Annotated in this window: 21 protein-coding genes; 17 read left to right on the forward strand and 4 right to left on the reverse strand. The window is 67.0% G+C overall.

Annotated features, from left to right (window positions below; genetic code table 11):
• Positions 1 to 12: 12 nt before the first annotated feature.
• Together ASE64_RS12185 and gabT are read right to left on the reverse strand one after the other, a co-directional pair.
• Positions 13 to 1,017, reverse strand: a complete 1,005-nt coding sequence (locus ASE64_RS12185) for an asparaginase (RefSeq protein ID WP_055780813.1) — start codon at positions 1,015 to 1,017, stop codon at positions 13 to 15.
• A complete protein-coding gene (gabT, locus tag ASE64_RS12190) occupies positions 1,014 to 2,369 on the reverse strand; it encodes a 4-aminobutyrate--2-oxoglutarate transaminase (RefSeq protein WP_082466251.1) in 1,356 nt (451 codons plus the stop codon). The genes ASE64_RS12185 and gabT overlap by 4 nt, the downstream gene beginning before the upstream one ends.
• Positions 2,370 to 2,421: 52 nt before the next feature.
• Between gabT and ASE64_RS12195 the strand changes: the two genes are divergently transcribed.
• A complete protein-coding gene (locus tag ASE64_RS12195) occupies positions 2,422 to 2,886 on the forward strand; it encodes an OsmC family protein (protein ID WP_055780818.1) in 465 nt (154 codons plus the stop codon).
• Positions 2,883 to 3,476, forward strand: coding sequence for a 4'-phosphopantetheinyl transferase family protein (locus tag ASE64_RS12200; RefSeq protein WP_055780821.1), 594 nt, complete (start codon positions 2,883 to 2,885; stop codon positions 3,474 to 3,476). The genes ASE64_RS12195 and ASE64_RS12200 overlap by 4 nt, the downstream gene beginning before the upstream one ends.
• A gap of 15 nt (positions 3,477 to 3,491) precedes the next feature.
• Here the strand turns inward: ASE64_RS12200 and ASE64_RS12205 are convergent, their stop codons facing one another.
• Both ASE64_RS12205 and ASE64_RS12210 read right to left on the reverse strand, forming a co-directional pair.
• Positions 3,492 to 4,826: a M1 family metallopeptidase gene (locus ASE64_RS12205; protein ID WP_055780823.1), complete on the reverse strand. Its 1,335-nt coding sequence runs from the start codon at positions 4,824 to 4,826 to the stop codon at positions 3,492 to 3,494.
• Positions 4,827 to 4,833: 7 nt separating this feature from the next.
• Positions 4,834 to 8,775 carry a Pls/PosA family non-ribosomal peptide synthetase gene (locus ASE64_RS12210; RefSeq protein WP_055781981.1) on the reverse strand — a complete coding sequence of 1,314 codons (3,942 nt, stop codon included), beginning with the start codon at positions 8,773 to 8,775 and terminating at the stop codon, positions 4,834 to 4,836.
• A gap of 130 nt (positions 8,776 to 8,905) precedes the next feature.
• Here ASE64_RS12210 and ASE64_RS12215 point away from each other — a divergent pair, with 130 nt between their 5' ends.
• The 15 genes from ASE64_RS12215 to ASE64_RS12290 all read left to right on the forward strand — a co-directional run bounded on the left by ASE64_RS12215 (position 8,906) and on the right by ASE64_RS12290 (position 24,147).
• Positions 8,906 to 10,297: a DHA2 family efflux MFS transporter permease subunit gene (locus ASE64_RS12215; RefSeq protein WP_055780825.1), complete on the forward strand. Its 1,392-nt coding sequence runs from the start codon at positions 8,906 to 8,908 to the stop codon at positions 10,295 to 10,297.
• Complete coding sequence (locus ASE64_RS12220; RefSeq protein WP_200920221.1) at positions 10,294 to 10,830, forward strand: GNAT family N-acetyltransferase; 537 nt, start codon at positions 10,294 to 10,296, stop codon at positions 10,828 to 10,830. Before ASE64_RS12215 ends, ASE64_RS12220 begins: the two co-directional genes overlap by 4 nt.
• A 110-nt stretch (positions 10,831 to 10,940) precedes the next feature.
• Positions 10,941 to 11,948: an FKBP-type peptidyl-prolyl cis-trans isomerase gene (locus ASE64_RS12225; protein WP_055780828.1), complete on the forward strand. Its 1,008-nt coding sequence runs from the start codon at positions 10,941 to 10,943 to the stop codon at positions 11,946 to 11,948.
• A gap of 55 nt (positions 11,949 to 12,003) precedes the next feature.
• A complete protein-coding gene (gene dxr / locus ASE64_RS12230; RefSeq protein ID WP_055780831.1) occupies positions 12,004 to 13,083 on the forward strand; it encodes a 1-deoxy-D-xylulose-5-phosphate reductoisomerase in 1,080 nt (359 codons plus the stop codon).
• A gap of 86 nt (positions 13,084 to 13,169) precedes the next feature.
• Positions 13,170 to 14,492 carry a M50 family metallopeptidase gene (locus tag ASE64_RS12235; protein ID WP_055780833.1) on the forward strand — a complete coding sequence of 441 codons (1,323 nt, stop codon included), beginning with the start codon at positions 13,170 to 13,172 and terminating at the stop codon, positions 14,490 to 14,492.
• A 92-nt stretch (positions 14,493 to 14,584) separates the two neighbouring features.
• The gene (locus ASE64_RS12240; RefSeq protein ID WP_156351864.1) at positions 14,585 to 15,898 is read left to right on the forward strand and encodes a sensor histidine kinase; all 1,314 of its coding nucleotides are present in this window, start codon (positions 14,585 to 14,587) and stop codon (positions 15,896 to 15,898) included.
• A 1-nt stretch (position 15,899) separates the two neighbouring features.
• A complete protein-coding gene (locus tag ASE64_RS12245; RefSeq protein ID WP_055780837.1) occupies positions 15,900 to 16,568 on the forward strand; it encodes a response regulator transcription factor in 669 nt (222 codons plus the stop codon).
• A gap of 46 nt (positions 16,569 to 16,614) precedes the next feature.
• Complete coding sequence (gene ispG, locus ASE64_RS12250; RefSeq protein ID WP_181035766.1) at positions 16,615 to 17,772, forward strand: flavodoxin-dependent (E)-4-hydroxy-3-methylbut-2-enyl-diphosphate synthase; 1,158 nt, start codon at positions 16,615 to 16,617, stop codon at positions 17,770 to 17,772.
• Positions 17,772 to 18,767, forward strand: coding sequence for an AAA family ATPase (locus ASE64_RS12255; RefSeq protein WP_055780843.1), 996 nt, complete (start codon positions 17,772 to 17,774; stop codon positions 18,765 to 18,767). The genes ispG and ASE64_RS12255 overlap by 1 nt, the downstream gene beginning before the upstream one ends.
• A 5-nt stretch (positions 18,768 to 18,772) precedes the next feature.
• Positions 18,773 to 19,642 (forward strand): DUF58 domain-containing protein, encoded by an 870-nt coding sequence (locus ASE64_RS12260; protein ID WP_055780847.1) that lies wholly within the window; start codon positions 18,773 to 18,775, stop codon positions 19,640 to 19,642.
• Positions 19,635 to 20,093, forward strand: coding sequence for a hypothetical protein (locus ASE64_RS17605; protein WP_055780850.1), 459 nt, complete (start codon positions 19,635 to 19,637; stop codon positions 20,091 to 20,093). Before ASE64_RS12260 ends, ASE64_RS17605 begins: the two co-directional genes overlap by 8 nt.
• The gene (locus tag ASE64_RS12270) at positions 20,084 to 21,064 is read left to right on the forward strand and encodes a vWA domain-containing protein (protein ID WP_055780853.1); all 981 of its coding nucleotides are present in this window, start codon (positions 20,084 to 20,086) and stop codon (positions 21,062 to 21,064) included. Before ASE64_RS17605 ends, ASE64_RS12270 begins: the two co-directional genes overlap by 10 nt.
• Entirely contained in the window at positions 21,061 to 22,068 is a 1,008-nt protein-coding gene (locus ASE64_RS12275; protein ID WP_055780856.1) for a vWA domain-containing protein, read from the forward strand. Before ASE64_RS12270 ends, ASE64_RS12275 begins: the two co-directional genes overlap by 4 nt.
• Positions 22,065 to 22,775, forward strand: a complete 711-nt coding sequence (locus ASE64_RS12280) for a hypothetical protein (RefSeq protein WP_156351867.1) — start codon at positions 22,065 to 22,067, stop codon at positions 22,773 to 22,775. The genes ASE64_RS12275 and ASE64_RS12280 overlap by 4 nt, the downstream gene beginning before the upstream one ends.
• Positions 22,776 to 22,965: 190 nt before the next feature.
• Positions 22,966 to 24,147 carry an LCP family protein gene (locus ASE64_RS12290; RefSeq protein WP_055780865.1) on the forward strand — a complete coding sequence of 394 codons (1,182 nt, stop codon included), beginning with the start codon at positions 22,966 to 22,968 and terminating at the stop codon, positions 24,145 to 24,147.
• The last annotated feature ends 7 nt before the right edge of the window (positions 24,148 to 24,154 follow it).

Below are 24,154 nucleotides of genomic sequence, written 5' to 3' on the forward strand. Positions count from 1 at the left end.
GCCCGAGCCCGATCAGGCGGTGACTCTGATCGTTCCGACGGGCTTGCCGCCACCGAGAACGGCGAGATCGAACGTGCGCACCAGGGCATCGACGTCGTCGCGGCTGACGGCGCCCGCGCGCACGAGGAGATCGAGCGCCACGATCGCGGCCGCCCGCAGACTGCCATCGAGGATCTTGAGGGCGACGGCCACACCGGATCTGGTGGACATGACCATGACACCCTCGGCACCGAGCTTCGCAAAGAGCTGGAGCTTGTCAATCACGAGGGTGTTCTGCTCATTGGGGGAGTCGACGGCCCAGCCGTTGGAGAGCACCGAGTCGACCAGCCATTCGGCATCCGGAGTCTCGCTCTGGGCTATGCGCGACACGCCCCGGGCGAGTGCACGAAGGGAGATGGCATGCACGGGAGCACCGCAGCCGTCTACTCCGGATGCGGCGATCGCCTCGCCGGTCTGCTCCTCGATGAGGTCGCGGATCCGGCGCTGAAGAGGATGCGCGGGGTCGAGGTAGTCGGCGGTGCTCCAGCCCTGCTTGACGCAGGCAAGCAGCATGGCGGCGTGCTTTCCGGAGCAGTTCATATAGACCCGTTGTGCGGAGCCGCCGGCGCGGACGACCGCATCGCGCGCGGCCCGGTCTCCCGGCCAGTCCTCGGGGCATCCGAGGTCGGACTCGTCGAGCGAGGCCAGTCGAAGGATGTCGCGCACGACGTCGACATGCTCGGGCGTTCCCCCGTGGCTCGCCATCGAGAGTGCGGTCTGCAGCGGATCGAGGTCGACACCCGCCTGACGGATGGCCAGCGCCTGGAAGGGCTTGAGACTGGAGCGCGGGAAGACGGGTGCAGATGCGTCGCCGAGCTCGTCGAGAACCGCGCCCGTCGGGTCGAGTACGACGGCCGCGCCCACGTGACGCGACTCGATGAATCCGCTGCGCTCGAGCACGGCGAGCTCGACGGCTCCCTCGAGAGAGAAGGTGCCCCGCGATGCAGCGTCTGAGGCAGCCGTCGCGAGAGAGCTCATCGCAGGGTCGCCATCGCATCGTCGATGACGCTCAGCGCGTCGGTCAGGAGTGCATCGGAGATCGCGAGGCTCGGCAGGAAACGCACGATGTTGCCGTACGTTCCCGCATTCAGGACGAGAACACCCTGCGACGCCGCGTAGGCCACGATCGCGTCGACGGCCTTGGGGTTGGGTTCCTTCGTGGTGGCTCCCGTTCCGGGCTGCACCAGCTCGATCGCGATCATGGCTCCGATACCGCGGATGTCGCCGATGATGTCGTACTTCGACGCCAGTTCCTCGAGACCCGTGACGAGTGTCTGCTCGATGCGGGTCGCCTCGGCGAGCAGGTTGTCGCTCTCGATCTGCTCGAAGACGGCCACGGCCGCTGCCGCTGCCACGGGATTGCCGCCGAAGGTGCCGCCCAATCCGCCGGGGAGGGCCGAGTCCATGATCTCGGCGCGGCCCGTGACTCCCGCGAGAGGAAGCCCGCCCGCGATGCCCTTGGCGCTCAGCACGAGGTCGGGAACGAGGCCGAAGTGCTCGCTGGCGAAATAGGCGCCGGTGCGCGCCATGCCGCTCTGGATCTCGTCGGCGATGAAGACGATGCCGTTGTCGGTGCACCACTGCTGCAGGGCGGGCAGGTAGCCCTCGGCCGGGACGACGAAGCCGCCCTCGCCCTGGATCGGCTCGACGACGAGGCACGCGAGGTCGTACGCGCCGACGGTCTTCTCGAGGTAGCCGATCGTGCGGGCCGCCGCCTCGGCTCCGGTGAGTCCGTCGTGGTACGGGTACGAGTTGGGTGCGCGGTAGACGTCGCCGGCGAAGGGGCCGAAGCCCGTGGAGTACGGAGCCGCCTTGAAGTTCATCGCCATGGTCAGGTTGGTGCGACCGTGGTACGCGTGCTCGAGCACCGCAACACCCGTGCGGCGCGTGTACTTGCGGGCGATCTTCACGGCGTTCTCGACGGCCTCGGCGCCGGAGTTCACGAGCACCGTCTTCTTCGCGAAGTCGCCGGGGGTGTGCTGGGCGAGCAGTTCGGCGACCCGCACGTACTCCTCGTAGGGGGTGACCGTGAACAGCGTGTGCGTCACCTTGCCGAGCTGAGCCGCGGCGGCCTCGATGACCCGAGCAGAGGTGTGACCGACGGTCGTGACTCCGATACCGGCGCCGAGATCGATGAACTGATTGCCGTCGGCGTCGACGAGGATCGCTCCGTTGGCCTTCTCGATGTAGATAGGGAGTGCGGTGCCGACACCCACCGGCACAACGGCCAGTCGTCGCTCGTGCAGTGCGATGCTCTGGGGACCGGGGATGGCCGTGACGACCTTCCGCTCCTGGGCGACTGTGTACGAGGAATTCAGGGTGTCTGTCATGATGCCATCGAGTTTACCGCCGTGCCGACACGCGCCCGGTTAGGCTGATCGCGTGAAAGCGCAGCATTCCTACACCGTGACCGTAGAGTGGCTTGGAAATAGGGGCACGGGTACCAGCGGGTACCGAGACTACGGGCGCGGCCACCTCGTGACGGCGGAGGGGAAACACCCCGTCGAGGGAAGCGCCGACCGCACATTCCACGGAGACACCGACCGGTGGAACCCCGAAGAGATGCTGCTGGCCGCACTGAGCCAGTGCCACATGCTCTCGTACCTGCACGTCGCGGTTCTGCACGGCGTCGTGGTCACGGGGTATCGGGACGAGGCGACGGGGACACTCGCCCTCGACCGCACGGGTGGCGGACGGTTCACGTCGGCGACGCTGCATCCCAGGGTCGAGTTGGCCGACCCCTCGCAAGCCGAGCTGGCCCAGTCACTGCACGGCGAGGCGAGTGAGAAGTGCTTCATCGCGAACTCGGTCAGCTTTCCCGTGCTGCACGAACCCCTGGCCGGATGACCGCCAGACACGTGCGCGTGACGCTGCGTGCGGCGCCCGCGTCCGACGCGATCGAGCGGACCGTCGCATCCGTCGCCGGTGTCGTGGCGTCGCAGGTGATCATCGAGTCGCACTGCGATGACTGCGAGAGGCCACACGGCAAGCCGCGGGTGCTCTTCCCGCTTGCCGACGACGGCTCCGAGATCATGGTCAGCAAGAGCTCGGCGGCGGGGTGGGTCGCGACGGCCATATCGCTCGATGCTGGAGGAGGCGATCTGGGCGTCGACATCGAGTCGTCGGTGCAGATGTCGAGGGCGCGGGTCGATGAAGCCGCGTTCTCCGAGGCCGAGCGAGATCTCATCGACGACGAAGACGCCGGGAGCCGTGACGAGCTGCGTACCCGGCTGTGGTCACGCAAAGAGGCGTACCTGAAAGCGACCGGGCGCGGTCTTCGCCTCGACCTCACGACGATCGACCTCGCATCCGGCCTTGGAGATGGTGCCGTGATCGTCGACGTGCCGTTCGGGGACCCGACTCTTGTTCTCACGGTCGCGATGCTCGGCCCTGAGCCGGTCGTCGTGGAGCCGGTCGTCGTGGAGCTGCTCGACTGACTCGAGCCGGCACGCTCAGCGGGGAAGCACCGGCAGTCGCTCGGCGAAGAGCCAGCTCTCGAACAGCTCATCCAAGTCGACGGCGCTGCGTTCGTGAGCGTGCAGATAGAACGCCTCGGTGGTCACGTTGCCGTAGCGGTTCTCCGTCGCCCACGAACTCAGGAGCTCGAAGAACGCGTCATCGCCGAGGATGATGCGCAGAGCGTGGAGCGTGAGGGCGCCGCGTTTGTAGACCCTGTCGTCGAACATCTTCTCCGGCCCGGGATCGCCGATCGTCAGGTCTTGGGGGAGGTGCGAGAGCCGTGCCCAGTGCTGATGCGCGAGGCGGTCGGCCGTGGGGCCGCCCGATTCCTCCGACCAGAGCCACTCGGCGTAGCAGGCGAAACCCTCGTGCAGCCAGATGTCCTTCCACGTCGTAGCGGTGACGCTGTTGCCGAACCAGGAGTGCGCCAACTCGTGCGCGATGAGCCGCTCCGAGCCGCCCAGGCCGTCGATGTGGTTCCTGCCGAAGACGGCGAAGCCGTGAGCCTCCACAGGGATCTCGAGGTCGTCGTCGGCTACGACGACCGAGTACTCGCCGAAGGGATAGGGTCCGAACAAACGCTCGAAGAGAGCGATCATCCGTTCCTGGTCGGCGAAGTCGTTCTGGGCGCGATCGACGATGGAGGCCGGCGCCAGCACCGTCTGCGGAACAGGCACCTTCGAGAGCACGAGCTCCCTATACACACCGATCTGGATGCTGGCCAGGTAGGTCGCCATGGGTTCGACGGTCTCGTATGTCCACGTCGTGCGGCTCGCCCGCCGGACCTTCGAGACGAGGCGGCCGTTCGCGAGCACCGAGTAAGACGACTCGGCCGCGATGCGGATGCGGAACGAGGCCTTGTCGCTGGGATGGTCGTTGCACGGGAACCAGCTCGGTGCCCCGCTGGGCTGAGACGCGACGAGCACGCCCTCGCTCAGTTCTTCCCAGCCGAGTTCGCCCCACGGGCTGCGCACGGGCCGCGGGAGACCGCCGTAGCGAACGCTCAGTACGAATTCTTTGCCGGCTTCGATGGGACGCGCCGGCGTGATGGTGAGTTTTCTGGCCGACTCGACGAGCTTCGAGGGTGCGGCGCCGTCGATGGTGACGCGCGTCGCCACGAGCCCGCAGAAGTCGACGCTGAAGCGGGTCAACTCGTGCGTCGCGGTCGCCGTGATGATGGCGGTCGCGGCGAGACGGTTGTTGGCGACCCTGTAGTCGAGATCGAGGTCGTACGACGAGACGGTGTAGCCGCCATTGCCGCTGGTGGGAACGTAGCTGTCACCAATGGTCAGGGAACCGTGACTGGGGTGTGAGGGAGTGTGCGGCATCTGTCGCTCAAGTATTCCACGACGCGATGGGGTTGCCGGTCCAGCGGCTGGAGGCCGGAACGACCTCGCCGCGCATGACGAGAGAGGCGGGACCGACGGTCGCGCCGTCGTCGATGCGGGCCGCGGGCAGGATCACGCTGTGCGGTCCGAGGGTCGCTCCGGATGCGATCACGACGGTGTCGAGCGACATCACGCGGTCGTGAAAGAGATGCGTCTGAACCACGCATCCGCGGTTCACGCTCGATCCGTCTCCGAGTTCGACCAGGTCGGCCTCGGGCAGCCAGTAGGTCTCGATCCAGGTGCCTCGGCCGACGCGGGCGCCGAGCGAAGCCAGCCACAGGGCGAGTGCGGGGGTTCCCGTCGCGGCCCTCGCGAACCAGGGGGCCGCGACCATCTCGACGAACGTGTCGGAGACCTCGTTGCGCCAGATGAACGACGACCAGAGCGGATGCTCGGTGGCTCGGATCCTGCCCACGATCGTCCACTTCGCGACAGTCGTGACGGCAGCCGCCACAGCACCGGCGGCCAGCATGACAGGCCCGGAGAGCACGATCATCCAGCCGAGTCCCCATTCGATCAGGAGGAACTCGAGAGCGAGCATGACCCCGAGGCCGATGCCGACGGTGATCATCACGGGCACGATGCGGCCGAGTTCCCACAGCGCGCGCGCCACTCGCAACGAGACGGGAGGCTGATACGTGCGGCTCTCGTCGAACTCGGCCACGGCACGGCGCAGCCGCACCGGCGGGTTGCCGAGCCACGACGACCCCGACTTCGCCTTGCGTGGTGTCGCCGACAGCACCGCGACGAGTCCGTTCTTCGGAACGGTCCTTCCGGGACCTGTCATCCCGCTGTTCCCGAGGAACGCCCGACGACCGATCTTGGCCTCGTCGATGCGCATCCAGCCGCCGCCGAGCTCGTACGACGCGACCATCGTGTCGTCGGCGAGAAAGGCGTGGTCGCCGATCGTGGTCATCGCGGGCAGAAGCAGAACGGTCGAGGCCTCGACATTCGCTCCGACCTTGGCACCGAGAAGCCGCAGCCAGACAGGGGTGAAGAGGCTCGCATAGAGGGGAAAAAGCATCGTGCGCGACAGGTCGAGCAGGCGTTCCGTGGCCCAGACCTGCCATCCGACGCGCGAGCGCACCGGGTAGTGCCCGGGAGAGAGACCGATCCCCAGAAGTCGAACGCTCAGCACGACGAGCACGGCGAAGACGACGCCCGCCGCGATCGTCGCGAGGGGCACAGACGCCAGGGCCCTCAGCGAGAGCTCCCCGAGCGAATCGGAGCCGCGCACCATGGCTCCGGTCACCAGGGCGCCGACCGCGAGCGCGGCAAGAGGCAGGAGGGACAGCAGGACGGACCCGGCGCCGTACGCGGCGACCCACACGGATGCCCGCGGCGGCCGTTCCGCCGGCCAGCCAGGGCGGGCCTTGCCCATCCGTTCGGCCGGCGAGCCGGCCCACCGCTCGCCGCCAGGGACCCGACCAGACACCGACGACCCCGCGGCGATCTCCGCCCCACGGCCGACTCGCGCCCCGGGAAGCAGCGTGCTCCGCGAGCCGATCGTCGCGTCGGCCCCCACCGTGACGGCGCCGATACGCAGGATATCGCCGTCGATCCAGTACCCGGAGAGATCGACCTCGGGCTCGATGGCGACACGCGCACCGAGTTTGAGCATGCCGGTCACCGGCGGAAGTGAGTGCAGATCGACGCCCTCGCCGATCGTCGCTCCGAGCGCTCGCGCGTAGTAGGCGATCCAGGGCGCACCGGCGAGGCTCGCCGCTCCCACCAGGGCCGCGACCTGCTCCGCCATCCACAGCCTTATGTGAACCTGGCCCCCACGCGGGTAGGCACCCGGCCGTACACCTCGGAGGAGCAGGCGCGCGGCGACCACCGAGACACCCATGCGTCCGAACGGGGTCACCAGAATCAGGAATCCCACGAGCAGCCACCACCACGCGGGCGTCGGGAGCCAGCCGATGCCGGCGAACCCGATCAGCAGGGCATTGGCGGCGAGGAGGTAGACGCTCCACCGCGCGCCCACGATGATGTGCATCGGGATTCCGAGCAGCGTCTGGGCCCATTGCGTCGCTCGTGGAGTGGGCGCGACCGTGCGTGGCTCCGTGGCCACGCTCGGCGCCCTCGAGTCGAGCTCGGTCGCCAGTGCCCCGATGCGTGGATGATCGTAGAGGTCTGAGACGCGGGCTTCGGGAAACCGCGTGCGGATCATGCTCGTGAGTTGGGCGGCGGCGAGACTGCCGCCGCCGACGGCGAAGAAGTCGTCGGACTCGTCGGAGACCCGGGCGCCGAGCACCTTGGTCCAGAGTTCGGCCAGCCAGCCCGCGGTTCCACTGAGCGCGGCCGCCCCGCCCGAGGTTGCGCCGGCAGCGGATGCGAGGGGCCAGGGGAGCGCGGCCCGGTCGACTTTTCCGGAGATCCGGGTCGGTATCGACTCGACGATGGCGAGCACGGGAACCAGGGCGGCAGGCAGTTCTTCGCGGAGCCTGGCCACGGCGGCGTTCCGATCGAAGTCGGCCTCGGCGATCGCCGCATCGAGAGCGAGGTAGCCCACGAGCACCTGATTGCCCGCCGCCGTGGTCTGCACGACTGCGGCGGCGCCCGCCACGCCCGTCAGAGCTTGCAGGGCAGCCTCGATCTCGCCCAGTTCGATTCGACGTCCGCCGAGCTTGATCTGGTCGTCGGCTCTGCCTTGAAACACGAGTCCCTCGCGCTCGAAGCGCACGAGGTCGCCGCTGCGATACGCGCGTTCCCACCCGAGAGTGGGCATCGGTGCGTATTTCTCGGCGTCTTTCGCCGGATCGAGATAGCGTGCCAGCCCGACTCCGCCGATGATCAGTTCGCCGATCTCGCCCTCGCCCACGGGTGTTCCCGCCGCGTCGACCACGGCGAGATCCCACCCGTCGAGCGGGAGTCCGATGCGAATGGGCGCCGATCCATCGAGAAGGGCGCCGCACGCCACCACGGTGGCTTCCGTCGGGCCGTAGGTGTTCCACAGCTCTCGGGCGGGCGTCGCCAGCCGCGCCGCAAGTTCGGGCGGGCATGCCTCGCCACCGAAGATCAGCAGACGCACGTTCTCGAGTGACTCTGCCGGCCACAGACCCGCGAGCGTCGGAACCGTGGAGACGACCGTGATGCCGTGAGCGATGAGCCACGGCCCGAGATCAGCACCCGAGCGCACGAGCGATCGGGGCGCAGGAACGAGGCAGGCGCCGTGCCTCCAGGCCAGCCACATCTCTTCGCACGAGGCGTCGAAAGCGACAGAGAGCCCGGCGAGCACCCTGTCGGTCTGGTCGAGCGGCTCCGATTGCAGGAACATCCGTGCTTCGGCGTCGACGAAGGCTGCCGCCGATCGGTGGGTGACGGCGACGCCCTTGGGCACGCCGGTCGAGCCCGAGGTGAAGATGATCCAGGCGTCGTCGTCCGGCGTGGGCGCTCCGAGCGTGCTGATGGTGCCGGTACCCGTGCGCACAGGCTCGAGTCCAACGCTCTCTCGAGCATCCAGACGACGGCTTCCGTCGGCAGAGACGCGCGGCACGATGGTGCCGTCTGCGCCGATGTAGCCCACGACATCCGCCTCGCCGAAGACGAGCTCGGCCCTCTCGTCTGGATCGTCGGCATCGACCGGGACGTACGCGGCACCGAGCACCAGCACGGCCAGGATCGAGACGTAGAGGGTGCGGCCACCCGAGGGGATGCGGATGCCGACCCGATCGCCGCGGCGCACGCCGGCGACCGAGAGAGAGACCGCCGACTGCGACACCAATCGCATCAGTTCTCGATAGCTGACAGATCCGTTCGCATCGGCGAGGGCGGCCGATTCCGGATGCCTATCGGCCGAGTCTCGCAGGATGTCTACGAGCGTGCGCGGGGCCGGGGTGCGCTCGCTGCCCAGGAGGAGCCCGGGTGCAGCGGGGGAGTCGGTCACGTCGTCAGTCTCCTGGAGGTTCGATCGCCGCGCGCCCACGCGGCGCTCGAACCATAGGGTTCGCAGGTGGACGAGAGGTTAACGCGGCCGAAGGGGAACGGATTCGCCTGAGGTGCAGTTAGCTAGGACTGTGTCCACACCGCCCACCCCCGTTCTGCAGCGACTGGTTCTGATCGTCGCCGTGCTCTCCGCCTTCGTCGCGTTCCTCGACGGTACCGTGATCACCGTCGCCCTGCCCGCCATCACCCGTGAACTGGGCGGCGGCCTCGTCACGCAGCAGTGGGTCATGGACGCGTACCTCATCACCCTCGGCTCGATCATTCTTCTCGCCGGTTCCCTCTCCGATGTCTTCGGGCGCAAGAAGGTGTTGTTCTGGGGACTGCTCGGCTTCGGCGTCTCGTCGTTGATCTGTGCGATCGCGCCGACAGCGGGTGTTCTCATCGGAGCCCGAGCGCTTCAGGGCGTCGCCGGGGCGCTGCTGGTCCCGAGTTCGCTCGCTCTGATCCTCTCGACGTTCTCCGGCCCCGCGCAGGCGAAGGCGATCGGATCGTGGACCGCGTGGACCAGCACGGCCTTCCTGGCCGGACCTCTCATCGGTGGGCTCCTCGTCGACCTGGTCTCGTGGCGGCTCGTCTTCGCCATCAACGTGGTTCCGATCGCCGTGACGCTCGTGCTTCTGGCCCGGCTTCCGCATGACAAGCCTGCCGCTGCGGGATCGCGGGTCGACGTCACCGGGGCGATGCTCGGCATCGTGGGGCTCGGTCTGCCCGTGTTCGCGCTCATCGAGCAGTCCAATTTCGGATGGACGAGTCCCGTGATCCTCGTCCCCGCGATCGTCGGAGCCGTGTCGTTCGTGCTCTTCATCCTGCACGAGCGTCGAACCGCGCAGCCGATGATGCCGCTGTCGCTCTTTCGAGTGCGCAACTTCTCGGTGGGCAACGTGTCGACGTTCTTCGTCTACGGCGCTCTGTCGCTCGGCACCTTCCTGCTCGCCGTCTTCCTCCAACAGGTCGCCGGCTATTCCGCCACCCTGGCCGGGTTGAGCACACTGCCGACGACGATCATCAGCATCGCCCTGTCGACGCAGATCGGTCGATTGGCGGGCACCTTCGGTTCCCGACTGTTCATGTTCGTCGGGCCGATCGTGGCGGGTATCGGATTCCTCTTGCTACTGCGCGTCACCGACTCGGCCGACTACTGGCTGGAGGTGTTTCCCGGCATCGTCGTCTTCGGTCTGGGTATGACGATCACCGTCGCGCCCCTGACCTCGGCCATCCTCGGGTCGATCGAGCAGTCACGAGCCGGTATCGCCTCGGCTGTCAACAACGCCGTGTCGCGGGTCGCGGGTCTCATCTCCGTCGCGGCCGCCGGGCTCATCGTGGGTTCGAGTCTCGATGTCGACGGATTCCACCGCGCGGCGATCGTCACGGGTGTGCTGCTGATCGTCGGCGGTGTCATCTCGGGCATCGGCATCGTCAACCCTCGGAAGACCGACGCACCAGAGAAGGCGGCCAGACCGTGACGCTGCCGACCGTCGGGCTGATATTTCTGGGCGACGAGGTCTTCGAGCTGCTGCAGCGGGGCGATCTCGCCGAGGCATCGCGTCGCTCACAGCTCGACCTGCCGCGGGCTTTCGTCACGAGCGAGTCGTGGCTGTGGCCCGTCTTCCGAGCGAAGATCGCCGCAGACCCCGAGGCGGAGGCCGTGGTCGTGCGCGCGATCGTCGACGCCGAGACGCATGTCGTCGTGGGACACGCCGGATTCCATGCGCCCCCGGATTCCCGCGGCATGATCGAGGTCGGATACACGGTTCTCGAGGAGCACCGGAGGCGGGGCTACGCCACCGCAACCGTGTCCTTGCTGTTGAGCGAAGCCGCCACCCTGGGCGCCTCCGTCGTGCGGGCGAGCGTCAGCCCCGACAACGCCGCGTCTCTCGCCGTCGTGCGCGGCCTCGGCTTCGTGCTGGTGGGGGAGCAGATCGACGATGAAGACGGGGTGGAACTGATCTACGAGCGCGGCCCCGCCCCGCCGAGCGTTCTCCCTCCCAGCCCCTGAACAGGAAGGTGCGGCGAACGTAGTCCAGACTGGTTGGGAATCATCCACCGTCTTCGCGCGCTCCACGTTGCGCGTCCACGTCATCTCCCGTCATTCTGTGAGGCCATTCCGTGCGCAAACTTCCCGTCATCTTCGCCGCCTCGGCGGCGCTCGCCCTGACCCTCGCGGGCTGCGCGGGTTCTCCCGCTCCCAGCCCGACGTCGACGGCGGGCGCAACGGCGGCGCCCCAGGCCGCGGCCGGATCGTGCACCGACACCCCGAGCGGTTCGGCCTCGGACTCGGTGAAGGTGACCGGTGACGCCGGTTCGGTGGCGTCCGCGACATTCGACTCGCCCGTCGACATCGATGCGACCCAGCGGACGGTGCTCTCGGAGGGAGACGGCCCGAAGGCGAACGTCGGCGACTTCGGCATTCTGAACTTCACGATGTTCAACGGAACGTCCGGCGACAAGGTCTTCTCGACCTACGACCAGGGTTCCGCCTCGCTGAGCATGGTCGTCGACGCCACCCAGTTCCTGCCCGGCCTGGTCAAGGGTGTCGAGTGCCTCAATGGAGGCTCGCGCATCGCCGTCGCCGCTCCCGCCTCCGAAGGCTTCGGCGACAAGGGCAACTCGGCGCTCGGAATCACCGCGACCGACCCCCTCGTCTTCGTCGTCGACCTCGGCCAGGTGCTTCCGGCGAACGACCCCTCGCAGCTCAAGGCGAATGGCGAGGCTCAGCCCGCCGTCGACGGTGTTCCCACCGTCGTCGACGCCGAAGACGGCACCCCGACCGTCACCATCCCCGACTCGGCTCCGCCCGCCGATCTCACCGTCACCGTCCTGAAGAAGGGCGCCGGCAAGGTCATCGAATCCGGACAGCCGTCGGTCGTTCAGTACCAGGGCAGCATCTGGGGAACCAAGGCGGTGTTCGACCAGAGCTGGGGCAAGCAGCCGTTCGCCGTGCAGCCGGGCAGCACGGTGCAGGGCTTCGAAGCAGCCATCACAGGCCAGACCGTGGGATCGCAGGTCATCGTCTCGATTCCGCCCGCGCAGGGATACGGAGACAAGGGCCAGCCGCAGGCAGGCATCTCTGGAACCGACACCCTCGTCTTCGTCATCGACATCCTGGCCGGCTGACCGTCGGAGCGCCTGCCGCCGGGGCTGACCCAGCGGCAGGTGCAAGGATAGCGATGTGAAACGCGTAGTCATCCTTGGTTCAACCGGCTCGATCGGCGTGCAGGCGCTCGATGTCGTTCGCTCGAATCCCGAGAGGTTCGAGGTGGTCGGTCTGGGCGCCGGGCGCAATCGCGATCTGCTCGACGAGCAGGCCCTTGAGTTCGGAGTCGCCGACACGGCGCTCGGTGCCGACGAGGCGTCGCACCTCGTGCGAGACGTCGATGCCGACGTCGTGCTCAACGGAATCACGGGCTCCGTAGGACTCGGGCCCAGCGTCGCCGCGTTGAAGGCGGGGCGAGTTCTCGCCCTCGCCAATAAAGAAAGCCTCATCGTGGGCGGCGACCTGCTCAAAGCCCTGGCGCGTCCGGGCCAGATCGTCCCCGTCGATTCCGAGCACTCCGCGATCGCTCAGGCCCTCCGCTCGGGTGCGCCGGAGGAGGTTGAGCGTCTGGTACTGACGGCCTCGGGCGGGCCCTTCAGGGGTCGCAGCCGCGAGTCGCTCGCCGATGTCACGCCGCGCGAGGCGCTCGCGCATCCGACCTGGGACATGGGGCTCGTCATCACGACGAACTCGGCGACCCTCGTGAACAAGGGCCTCGAGGTCATCGAGGCGCATCTGCTGTTCGACGTGGCCTACGGACGCATCGACGTGACCGTGCACCCGCAGTCGATCATCCACTCGATGGTGGAATTCATCGACGGCTCCACCATCGCTCAGGCTTCGCCGCCCGACATGAAGCTGCCCATCTCTCTCGGACTCGACTGGCCGAACCGGGTGCGCGGAGTCGGCCGCCCGCTCGACTGGACCTCGTCGCAGACCTGGACGTTCGAGCCGCTCGATTCCGAGGCGTTTCCCGCGGTGGAGCTCGCCAAGGAGGTCGGCCGCGCGGGCGGCAGCTACCCGGCCGTCTTCAACGCGGCGAACGAGCAGGCGGTCGCCGCGTTCCACGCGGGAACGATCGGATTCCTCGACATCGTCGACACGATCCGCCGGGTGGTGGAGCAGCACGAGGCGCCGGCCGAGATCTCACTCGACTCCTTGGCCGACGCGGAGCTGTGGGCACGCCGCACCGCCGACACGCTCATCGCGGGCTGATCCGCGGAGGCGACTGACGGCCGCCGTGCGGCGTTCGTCCAGCGAACGGACAGCGGCGACCTGGGGGAGCGCTGTAACGTGTGCACGTGGAAACGGTCCTTCAGTTCATTCTCGGCGTGCTCGTCGTTCTCGTCGGCCTCATCGTCTCGATCGGCCTCCACGAGGTAGGCCACCTCGTTCCGGCGAAGCTCTTCGGGGTGAAGGTCACGCAGTACATGATCGGATTCGGTCCGACGCTGTGGTCGCGACGTCGCGGAGAGACGGAGTACGGCCTCAAGGCGATTCCCCTGGGCGGCTACATCTCGATGATCGGCATGTTCCCGCCCGCGAAGTCGGGCGGCGCCGTGCGGACAGCGAGCACGGGGTTCTTCAACACGCTCGTGCAGGACGCACGTGAGGTGAGCGCCGAGACGATCGGTGATGACGACGATCGGGCGTTCTACCGTCTGCCGGTCTGGAAGCGCATCATCATCATGGCCAGCGGACCGGCGATGAACTTCGTCATCGCCATCGTGGTGTTCGCGATCGTCCTCTGCGGTTTCGGCGTGGCGAAGACCTCGATCGGCTCGATCAGCCAGTGCGTTCTGCCTGCGACGAGCGAGCGACAGACCTGTGAGGCCACCGACAAGCCGGGGCCGGGAGTCACCGCCGGTTTCGAAGAGGGCGACATCATCACAGCCATCGACGGCAAGCAGGTCTCCAATTGGGACGAGTCGACGGCGATCATCCAGAAGTCTCCGAACAAGACACTGAGCGTCGAGGTGCAGCGAGACGGTCAGACGAAGACGCTCACCGTGGTGCCGCTTCTCGCGGAGCGCTACGAGCAGGATGCCGCGGGCAACAAGGTGCTCGACGACTCGGGACAGCCCGTCACCCAGGAGGTCGGCTTCGTCGGAATCGGCCCGAAACAGGAACTCGTTCCGCAGAACGCCGGTGCCGTGCTTCCCTTCGTCGGTGAGAACATCGCCGGTGTCGTGCACATCATCGTGAACCTTCCACAACGCATGGTCGACGTGGCCAACGCCGCGTTCGGGCCCGGCCAGCGTGACCGGAACGGCCCCATCAGCGTCGTCGGCGTCGGTCGTGCCGCCGGTGAGATCGCGAGCATGGACGAGTTCACCGTGCAGTCGAAGGTCGCGACCCTCCTCGGCCTGATCGGTTCGCTCAACATCGCGCTCGGCGTCATCAACCTCGTGCCGCTCATGCCGCTCGACGGCGGACACATCGCCGGCGCTCTGTGGGAGGGCATCCGTCGATTCTTCGCGAAGCTCTTCAAGAGGCGCGATCCCGGACCGGTCGACACCGCCAAGCTCATGCCCCTGACCTTCGCCGTGGTCATCGTCCTCGGTGCGATGAGCGTGTTGCTGACATACGCCGACATCGTCAAACCGATCAACCTCTTCGGCTGACCGGTCGAGGCCGGCGTACTCCCCTCGGAGTAAGCGATGATGCGGCCGCGGGCCGACGCGCACCGGACGCGTCGCTCGCTAGCAACGAGACCATGAGACGGTCGCTGGAGCACGGGCACCATGACGACCGGCGCCGCGAGGGTTGGGGCGCTCCGATAGAGCACCCCGAGAGCGGTGGCCGGGTCGGCGGGCGTGAGCATCGTCATGGGCCTAGATCCGGATGGCGGGGCGCCTACGGAATCGGTCCTCGGGGCCCGTTCGTTCCGCCGCAGGCGCGACTCTGGCTGCCGGTGATCATCTCGCTCGTCGTACAGGTGGCCGCTGTCACGGCCCAACTCGCGGGCGCCTCCGTCTCGCCCGAGACGGTAGGCCTGGCGTATCTGTTCGCCGTCCTCGGCCCGGCCATCCTGATCGCGGCACGGCGGTTTCCCGGGCCCGTCGTCGTGGTCGTCACCGCTGTCTCCGTCGCCGACGTCGTCGTCGACCCGTCGATCTTCGCGGCGTACGCGTCGGTGCTCTTCGCCGCCTGCCTTGCTGTCGTGCGGGGCGCGGGAGTCTGGGCCGTCGCATCCGTCGGTGCGGGCTGGATCGCCGCGTTCGTCTGGAGCGCTCTCGCGGGGGCCACGTGGCAGCCCGTGCCAGCAGTGCTGCTCACCGCGGGAATCGTCGTCGCGCTCGGCTTCGGTTCGTCGATCAGAACCCGACGCGAGCGATTCGCGCAGCTGCGCAGCATGCAGAGCAGACGACGGGTGGATGCCGCCCAGCAGGAGCGGGTGCGTATCGCCCGCGAGTTGCACGATGTGCTGGCCCACTCCCTGTCGTCGATCAATGTGCAGGCGGGTGTCGGACTTCATCTTCTCGAATCACAGCCCGAGAAGGCCGGCGAGGCGCTCGCCAGCATCAAGGCCACGAGCAAGCAGGCCCTCGACGAGGTCCGCGACGTGCTCGGCATCCTTCGCGGCGATGCGGGCGATTCCACCGAGGCGCCGCTCGTTCCCGAGGCGGACCTCGAGAGCCTTCCCCGTCTCGTCGAGAACGCCCGATCGAGCGGCCTCGACGTCGAGCTCGACTCGCACGTCGATCGGGCCCCGTCGGCGGCGGTGCAACTCGCCCTGTACCGCATCGCGCAGGAGAGTCTGACGAACATCGTGCGGCACGCGTCGGCGAGCAAGGCCCGGATCGATCTCCGCGAGAGCGGCGACGATATCGTTCTCAGAGTGAGCGATGACGGCCGGGGTCTACCGGTCGATGTCGAATCCGTCGCGGGCAAGGGTCTGCTGGGCATGCGCGAACGGGCGGAACTGTTGGGCGGGCGCCTCGAGGCGGTCAATCTCGAGCCTCACGGCTTCGAGATCTCCGCCACGATTCCCCGCTCGACGCGGCCAACGAGAAACGGGGCATCCTGAGATGATCCGAGTGGTGATCGCCGACGATCAGCAGCTCATCCGCGCCGGCTTCACGGCGCTCCTCGCGAGCGAGTCCGACATCGACGTCGTCGGCCAGGCCGCGACCGGCGCAGAGGCCGTGGAACTGGTGGGGCGGCTGCACCCCGACGTCGTGCTGATGGACATCCGGATGCCTGACGGAGACGGAATCTGGGCGACGGAACGGATCGTCGCCGAGCCGGCGAACGCTGCGACTCACATCGTGATCGTCACCACTTTCGAACTCGACGACTATGTGATCGACGCCATTCGCGCCGGGGCGTCCGGGTTCCTCGTGAAAGACACCGAGCCGGTCGAGCTCATCAGGGCGGTGCGTGTCGTCGCCGCGGGCGATGCGCTGCTGTCTCCAGGGGTTACCAGGAGGCTTCTCGGACGCGTATCGGGAGGATTATCGGCGGTCGTCGACACAGACAGGCTGTCGGTGCTGACAGACCGGGAACGCGAAGTGCTGGCCCTCGTCGGCCACGGCCTGACCAACGAGGAGATCGCGTCGAAGCTGTTTCTCAGCCCCCTGACAGCGAAGACGCACGTGTCACGGATCATGCAGAAACTCGGTGCCAGGGATCGCGTGCAACTCGTGGTCACGGCCTACGAGACGCATTTGGTTCGAACGGGTTGGAACGGCGGATAGCGCGGCACCGGCCGCGCCCCTCCGGTCGACGCCTACACTGGAGGACGTGGCTGCTATTAATTTGGGAATGCCGAAAGTGCCTGACACCCTCGCACCTCGGCGCAAGTCCCGTCAGATCAAGGTCGGAAAAGTTCTCGTCGGAGGCGACGCCCGTGTGAGCGTGCAGTCCATGACGACGACGCCCACCACGAACATCAACGCGACTCTCCAGCAGATCGCCGAGCTCACCGCCAGCGGGTGCGACATCGTTCGCGTCGCCGTGCCGAGCCGAGACGACGCCGAGGCCCTTCCGATCATCGCGAAGAAGAGCCAGATCCCGGTGATCGCCGATATCCACTTCCAGCCGAACTACGTGTACGCGGCCATCGACGCGGGCTGCGCGGCGGTACGGGTCAATCCCGGCAACATCCGCAAATTCGACGACCAGGTCGGAAAGATCGCCGCAGCGGCCAAGGCCGCAGGCGTCTCCATCCGCATCGGCGTCAACGCGGGCTCGCTCGAGCCATCGCTGCTTCAGAAGTACGGCAAGGCGACACCCGAGGCGCTCGTGGAGAGCGCCGTGTGGGAGGCAAGCCTCTTCGAGGAGCACGACTTCCACGAGTTCAAGATCTCCGTCAAGCACAACGACCCCGTCGTTATGGTGAAGGCCTACCGCCTGCTTGCGGAACGCGGCGATTGGCCGCTGCACCTCGGCGTCACCGAGGCCGGCCCCGAATTCCAGGGCACCATCAAGAGCGCCACCGCATTCGGCATCCTGCTCGGCGAGGGCATCGGCGACACGATTAGAGTGTCGCTCTCGGCCCCGCCCGCACAGGAGATCAAGGTGGGCCTGCAGATCCTGCAGTCGCTCAACCTGCGCGAGCGCAAGCTCGAGATCGTGTCGTGCCCCAGCTGTGGGCGTGCTCAGGTCGATGTCTACAAGCTCGCGAATGATGTGACAGACGGCCTCGAGGGCATGACCGTGCCCCTCCGCGTCGCCGTGATGGGATGCGTCGTGAACGGTCCGGGCGAGGCCCGCGACGCCGACCTGGGCGTCGCCTCCGGCAACGGCAAGGGTCAGATCTTCGTCAAGGGCGAGGTCGTCAAGACCGTTCCGGAGTCCGAGATCGTGGCGACGCTGATCGCCGAGGCCAACCGCCTCGCGGCCGAGATGCCGGCCGCCGACACCTCGACCGGCAGCCCTGTCGTGACGGTCGGGGCCTGATGAGGCTGGAGCCTCTGACCTCCGACGACATGGAACGGGCGGGCACGATCGTGCACGCCGTCGAGTCGTCGTACTCGGCGACGGTGGTGGGGCAGGTGACCCTGCGTCGCGCCCTCCTGGTGGCTCTCGTCGCCGGGGGCCATGTGCTTCTCGAGAGCGTCCCCGGCCTTGCCAAGACGACAGCGGCGACGACGCTCGCCCGAGCCATCCACGCGCAGTTCACGCGCATCCAGTGCACGCCCGATCTGCTGCCGAGCGACATCACGGGCACCCAGGTGTATGACGCCAGGACCAGCACTTTCGAGACTCAGCTGGGTCCGGTCCACTCGAACTTCGTTCTGCTCGACGAGGTCAATCGCTCGAGCGCGAAGACCCAGAGCGCGATGCTCGAGGCCATGCAGGAGCGGCAGACGACCATCGGCGGAACCGTCTACCCACTGCCGGAGCCGTTCCTGGTGATGGCGACGCAGAACCCCATCGAGCAGGAGGGCACGTATCAGCTGCCCGAGGCGCAGATGGACCGGTTCTTGTTGAAGGAGATCATCGACTATCCGACGATGGAGGAGGAGCTCGAGGTGCTGCGCCGCCTCGACGCCGGGGTCTTCGAGGCGTCGAGTCAGCACGAGGGCTCGGTCTCGCTCGACGACATCCGCTTTCTGCAGAAGGCCGCGTCTCGCGTCTACGTCGACGACGCCATCCGCAACTACATCGTGTCGATTGTGTATGTGACCCGCAATCCGCTGAACTACATCGGTGAAGAGCTCGCCGGCTACGTCGAGTACGGAGCTAGTCCCCGCGGCACCATCGCCTTCATGCAGGCCGCACGCGCTCTCGCCCTCCTGTCCGGTCGCTCGCACGTCGTGCCCGACGACGTCAAGGCCATCCGGCACGCCGTTCTGCGGCACCGCGTGATCTTGAACTTCGATGCCGACGCCGAGGGTGTGCGGCCCGAGACCGTCATCGACGCGATCTTCGCGTCTGTCCATACGCCCTGAGCGCTATGGACAGCCTTCTCGTGCGGATCAAGTCGCGGATGTTCATCCACGCGCATCGCAAGGCGCTCCACCTGCTCGACGGTGAGTACGGATCGCTCGTCACGGGGCGAAGCATGGACTTCGAAGATCTGCGCAGCTACGTCGCCGGCGACGAGGTGCGCGATATCGATTGGAAGGCTACCGCTCGTCACGGGGCGACTCTGGTCAGGCGCTACACCGCCCTGCGCAGACAGACGGTGTACTTCGTTCTCGACACGGGTCGCAATATGGCGGCACATGCGGCCGATGGCGAACGCAAGAGCGAGGTCGCCCTTTTCGTCGTCGGAGTTCTCGGTTACCTCGCTGTGCGTCACGGCGACGAGGTCGCGCTGCTCTCCGGCGACGCGGAGCGCACGATCCGGCTCCCGGCCCGCTCGAGCGAGGATCACCTCGAACGGGTTCTGCGCTCAATCGACTCGGCGCACAGCCTGGACTCTCCTCTGAGCGATCTCGACCGCACGCTCCAGCTCGTCGCCCGCACGGTGCGCCGGCGTGCCATCGTCGTCGTGATCACCGATGATGCGCCCCTCGGCCCCGATCAGACGAGGCTGGTGCGCCGACTTCGCGCACAGCACGAACTCGTCTGGGTGACGGTGGGCGACATCGATCCTCTGCGTCTAGCAGGAGCGACGGCGGTCGACGATGGATGGCGGATCCCCGAGACGCTGCGCATGGACCGTCGGCTCACCGCCGAGCTGACGCGTTCGATCGAGGAGGACGTCGCAGAACGTCAGACGACGTTCGATGACCTGAAAGTCTCGCACCGACGCATCGGGCGGATCGACGATGTCGTGCCGTCGCTCCTGCACCTGCTGAAAGCCAGGACGCGTGCCTGACACCGAACTCATCCCTCCGATCGGCTTCGGCAGCGCATGGCTCGTGATCGGTGTCGTGCTCATCGTGCTCGTCATCGCCACGATCCTGCTCATTATCCTCGTGCGCGCACGCAAGCGGTCCGCGTCGGCCGAGCTGCCGCTCGGCGGACTCGCGGGACTTCGTGCCGAGTATCACGCGCGGATCACCGCGATCGAGGCCGAGTTCGCCGAGGGGCGGCTCTCCGCCAGAGCGGCGCATCACCGCCTCAGCGCGGTCGTGCGTCAGTACGGACGTGCCGTCAGCGGGGTAGACGCCCCGGTGATGACGCTCACCGAGCTGCAGTCGTCGCCTCTGCCCACGGTGACCGCGGCGATCGCCGAGTACTACCCGGCATCGTTCGAGTCCGCCGACCGCAACGAGATCTCGTCGGCCGTGGCGAAGGCGAGGCAGGTGATCGAGTCATGGGGCTAGCCAACGCGTGGATCCTGCTCGGCCTCGTGCCGGTCGTCGTCGCCGTGATCGTGGTGCCTCGGTTGGCGCGTCGTCGACGATCGTCGGATGCCGGGGTGCCGGTGGCGCACACCGGGCGCCTCACCAGACTCCCGGGCTATATCGCGGCGGTCGCCAGAATGCGCGGTCTCAGCATCGCCGCGCTCCTGGTGGTGTCTCTTTTCATAGCGACGGCCGCTCTGCTCGCGGCTCGACCCGTCATCACCTCCACCGAGAAGCCCGCGAAGTTCACCCGCGACGTGGTGCTGTGTCTCGACGTCTCGGGCTCGATGACGGATGTCGACATCGACGTGCTCGAACGATTCAAGGAGCTCTCAGAGGGATTCGAGGGCGAGCGCCTGGCCCTGGTCATCTTCAACTCGTCCGCGGCCCAGGTCTTCCCGCTCACTGACGACTACGACTACATCGCAGAACAACTCGAGGCGGTGCGCTCGAGTCTCGATGGCACGGGAGAGTTCGGAGACGCGTTCGGCGGAACTCTCACGGGGGAGGGCGCCTCGCTCATCGGCGACGGCCTCGCATCGTGCGTGCTCACCTTCGACAGGACAGACGAGAAGAGATCCCGCTCCGTCGTGCTGGCGACCGACAACGACATCAATGGAACGCCCATCATGACCCTCGATGAGGCCGGCGCATTCGCCACGTCTCGCGATGTCCGCGTCTACGGCATCGACCCGAGCGTGACGAAGCCCGGCGACTCCGAGGATTCGGCTGAATTCCAACGCGTCGCCGATTCGACCGGTGGCCAGTACTTCGTGCTCGAGTCCGCCGACACCGTCCCGACCATCGTCGACGGCATCGAGGCGACGGAGGCCGCCCTTGTCGACGACGAACCTAAGCTGATCGTCTCCGACCAGCCCACCCTTTTCGTCGCGCTCTCCATCGTTCTCCTCGCAAGTCTGCTCGTTCTCGCTTGGAGGGCCAGGCTGTGAGGTTCTCTCCCGTTCTCCCGTTGCCGGCGCTGATCGCCGTGTTCGTCGTGTTCGCCGCATTCGTCGTCTGGCAGCTGGTGTTGCGAGAGAACCGATCACGTCGGTTGTCGTGGTCGATCCGCGCGGCCATGGTCGTCGCGCTGTTGCTCATCGCCCTCCGACCCGGCATACCCGGACCTGCAGGTGAGAAGGCGACCTCCGATGTCGACGTGTTCTTCGTGGTGGACACGACGACGAGCATCGTTGCCGAAGACTTCGACGGCTCCGATCCGAGACTCGACGGCGTGAAGAGCGACATCGTCGACCTGGTCGACGCGTATCCCGGGGCGAAGTTCGCTCTGATGTCGTTCGACAGTTCGGCTGTGCTGCGAGTGCCGCTCACCTCCGACGCCACCGCAGTCGCTAATGCTGCTGACGTGCTGGCCCCCGAGATCACGATCTACTCGAGCGGAAGCAGCATCACCGAGGCGAAAGACCTGCTCGCATCGACTCTGCAGCGAGCGGAGGACGCGGAGCCGGATCGCGCGCGCGTCGTGTACTACTTCGGCGACGGTGAACAGACTGCGGCGGCACCCGTCGGGAGCTTCGCCGACTCCGCTCCGTTCGTCAGCGCGGCCTATGTCTTCGGCTACGGCACAGAGGCAGGCGGCCAGATGCGGGTGCAGACGGGATACTACGACGACGACAAGACGGACGACGGATTCGTCACCGACGACACGGGCTCACCCGCCCGCTCGGTGATCGACGAGCAGAATCTGCGCACGATCGCAGACCAGCTGGGAGCCGAATACCTTCACCGCACCGCTCCCGGCGACCCGCCGGCAGCCACCGTAGACGCGTCCGCGGGCAGTTCCCTGTCGGACGAGTCCTCGGCTGGTACGACGGAGCTCTACTGGATTCCGGCCGGTGCCCTCGTGCTGCTGCTCGCCTTCGAAGCCATCATCGTTGTTCGGCGACTCCGCGAGCTCGGAGCTGCCGCCGGGCGGAAGGGGAGAGACGAATGATGCGCCGCCGTACCAAAGCCGGTCTCATCGCTCTGCCGCCGACAGTGCTCGCGATTGTCGTCGCGGTGAAACTGATCGGACTCACGATCGTGTCCGGCCAGGTCTCCGCCGCGTACGAGAGGGAGGACTTCGAGTCGGCCACATCGATTGCCCGATGGCTCACCGTCGTGAACGTGATCGACCCGTGGAAGGCGCACTTCGCCGTAGGCGATGGTCTCGCCGCTCAGGGGCTCGATGCGGATGCGCAGGGCGAGTTCGAGCGTGCGCTCGGCTTGGCGTCCACCGAAGATCAGTGCCCCGTGCGGGTGAATCTGTCGCTCGTGCTCGAGCGGCAGGGCGATGCGGTGGTCGCAGCCGATCCGAACAAGCGCGACGAGGCATCCGCGTTCTACGACGAGGCGCTCGACGTGATCGACAAGGCCGACGAGTCGTGTCGACAGCCTCCGCAGAACGGAGAAGAGGGCACGGACGACGACCTGTCCGACTCGGAGAAGCGGGTGACCGAGAAGAAGGAGGCGCTTGCCGAGCAGCCGCCCGAGGACGAGGGCGACACGAGCGACGATCAGCCCAAGCCGGATGGCTCGCCGAGCGACGCCACGGTCGAGCAGCTCGAGGAGAAGCTCCGTGATGCGGGTCAGGATCGCAGCGACCAGCAGACGTCTGAGCGCACACCGACCGACCCGGACTACGTCGACAAGCCCTGGTGATGCCGGCGCTCAGCAGAATCCGCGCGAGAACACAGCAAATTCCGAAGTTCTCTCGCTAGTTTCGTGAGCCTTGCCGAAACCCGTCCGGGTCAGACAAAGGAATTCGATTCTCATCAGCTCGTTACGCACCTCTTCGTCCATCGCACCGCGACACGGTCGCCTCGGCAACCGCTCCAGCTTCTGGGCCGTCATGCGGGTTGTTGCGATCACGGCCGCGGTTGCTGTCGTGAGCTCGGTATCGATCGTCGCGATCGCCGTCAACGGACTCGCATCCACCGTGCAGGCGAACACCGTCGCTCTGAGCAACGAAGTCGACGTGCCGCAGCTCGTGGATGTAGGGGCTATCGAGGGCGGCGTCAACGTTCTCGTCGTGGGCAGCGACACGCGCATCAATCAGCTCTCGACAGAGGGCGACGACACCGAGGGTGCGCGTAACGACGTCACCATGCTTCTGCACATCAGTCAGGATCATCAGAACGTCAGCGTCATCAGTTTTCCGCGCGACACGATGGTCGACATGGCGAAGTGCACCGATCCCGACACGGGCGAGGTGTACGGCGCGACGTCGTACCAGCAACTCAACACCGCTCTCGGGCGTGGCGGGCAGCGAGGTGGCCTCGGTTGCGTCGTCGCGACCGTCGAACAGATCACGGGTCTGAAGATTCCCTACGCGGGTGTCATCTCTTTCGACGGCGTGGCCGCGATGACGTCGGTGATCGGGGGCGTCGATGTCTGTATCTCCAAGCCGATCGACGATCCTTACAGCAATCTGCATCTGGGTGCGGGCAACCAGACTCTGTCCGGTGAAGACGCGCTTGCGTTCCTCCGCACGCGTGAGGGCGTCGGCGACGGCAGCGACCTCGCGCGAATCAGTTCTCAGCAGGTCTATCTCTCCGCCCTCGTCCGCAAGATACTCTCGGACGGCACCCTCACCAACCCGGTCACGCTCTACGGTCTCGCCAACGCGGCACTCAGCAACATGTTCCTGTCGACGGAACTCGGCAAAGTCGATTCGATGGTCTCGATCGCGAAGGCTCTGCAGGGCGTGCAGCTCGATAAGGTCGCGTTCCTCCGGTATCCGGTCAGCGGCGATCCCGACGATCCGAACCGCGTGGTCGTGAACGAGGCAGACTCCGACATTCTCAACGCGGCGCTGGCATCCGACACCCCCCTCGACCTCAGCCAGGTGGGCACGGCCGACTCGGCGACGTCGGCAGACGGAACGGGCGATGCGCCGGCTACAGACGCGGCTCCCGCTCCCGCTCCAGACCCCGCCGCGACGACGGCTCCGGATGCGGGTGGTGCCACCGTTCTGCCGGATTCCTTCACCGGCCAGACGGCGGCGAAGGTCACCTGCTCCGTCGGCAACTGATCCCACT

The organism is Agreia sp. Leaf210, from assembly GCF_001421485.1.
Classification (GTDB): domain Bacteria; phylum Actinomycetota; class Actinomycetes; order Actinomycetales; family Microbacteriaceae; genus Agreia.

What these genes read in the sequence shown, in the direction of transcription:
- ASE64_RS12185 (WP_055780813.1), bottom strand. Translation starts at nt 1,017, where the DNA reads ATGAGCTCTCTCGCGACGGCTGCCTCAGACGCTGCATCGCGGGGCACC.
- gabT (WP_082466251.1), bottom strand. Translation starts at nt 2,369, where the DNA reads ATGACAGACACCCTGAATTCCTCGTACACAGTCGCCCAGGAGCGGAAG.
- ASE64_RS12200 (WP_055780821.1), top strand. Translation starts at nt 2,883, where the DNA reads ATGACCGCCAGACACGTGCGCGTGACGCTGCGTGCGGCGCCCGCGTCC.
- ASE64_RS12205 (WP_055780823.1), bottom strand. Translation starts at nt 4,826, where the DNA reads ATGCCGCACACTCCCTCACACCCCAGTCACGGTTCCCTGACCATTGGT.
- ASE64_RS12240 (WP_156351864.1), top strand. Translation starts at nt 14,585, where the DNA reads ATGAGACGGTCGCTGGAGCACGGGCACCATGACGACCGGCGCCGCGAG.
- ASE64_RS12245 (WP_055780837.1), top strand. Translation starts at nt 15,900, where the DNA reads ATGATCCGAGTGGTGATCGCCGACGATCAGCAGCTCATCCGCGCCGGC.
- ASE64_RS12255 (WP_055780843.1), top strand. Translation starts at nt 17,772, where the DNA reads ATGAGGCTGGAGCCTCTGACCTCCGACGACATGGAACGGGCGGGCACG.
- ASE64_RS12260 (WP_055780847.1), top strand. Translation starts at nt 18,773, where the DNA reads ATGGACAGCCTTCTCGTGCGGATCAAGTCGCGGATGTTCATCCACGCG.
- ASE64_RS12270 (WP_055780853.1), top strand. Translation starts at nt 20,084, where the DNA reads ATGGGGCTAGCCAACGCGTGGATCCTGCTCGGCCTCGTGCCGGTCGTC.
- ASE64_RS12280 (WP_156351867.1), top strand. Translation starts at nt 22,065, where the DNA reads ATGATGCGCCGCCGTACCAAAGCCGGTCTCATCGCTCTGCCGCCGACA.
- ASE64_RS12290 (WP_055780865.1), top strand. Translation starts at nt 22,966, where the DNA reads ATGCGGGTTGTTGCGATCACGGCCGCGGTTGCTGTCGTGAGCTCGGTA.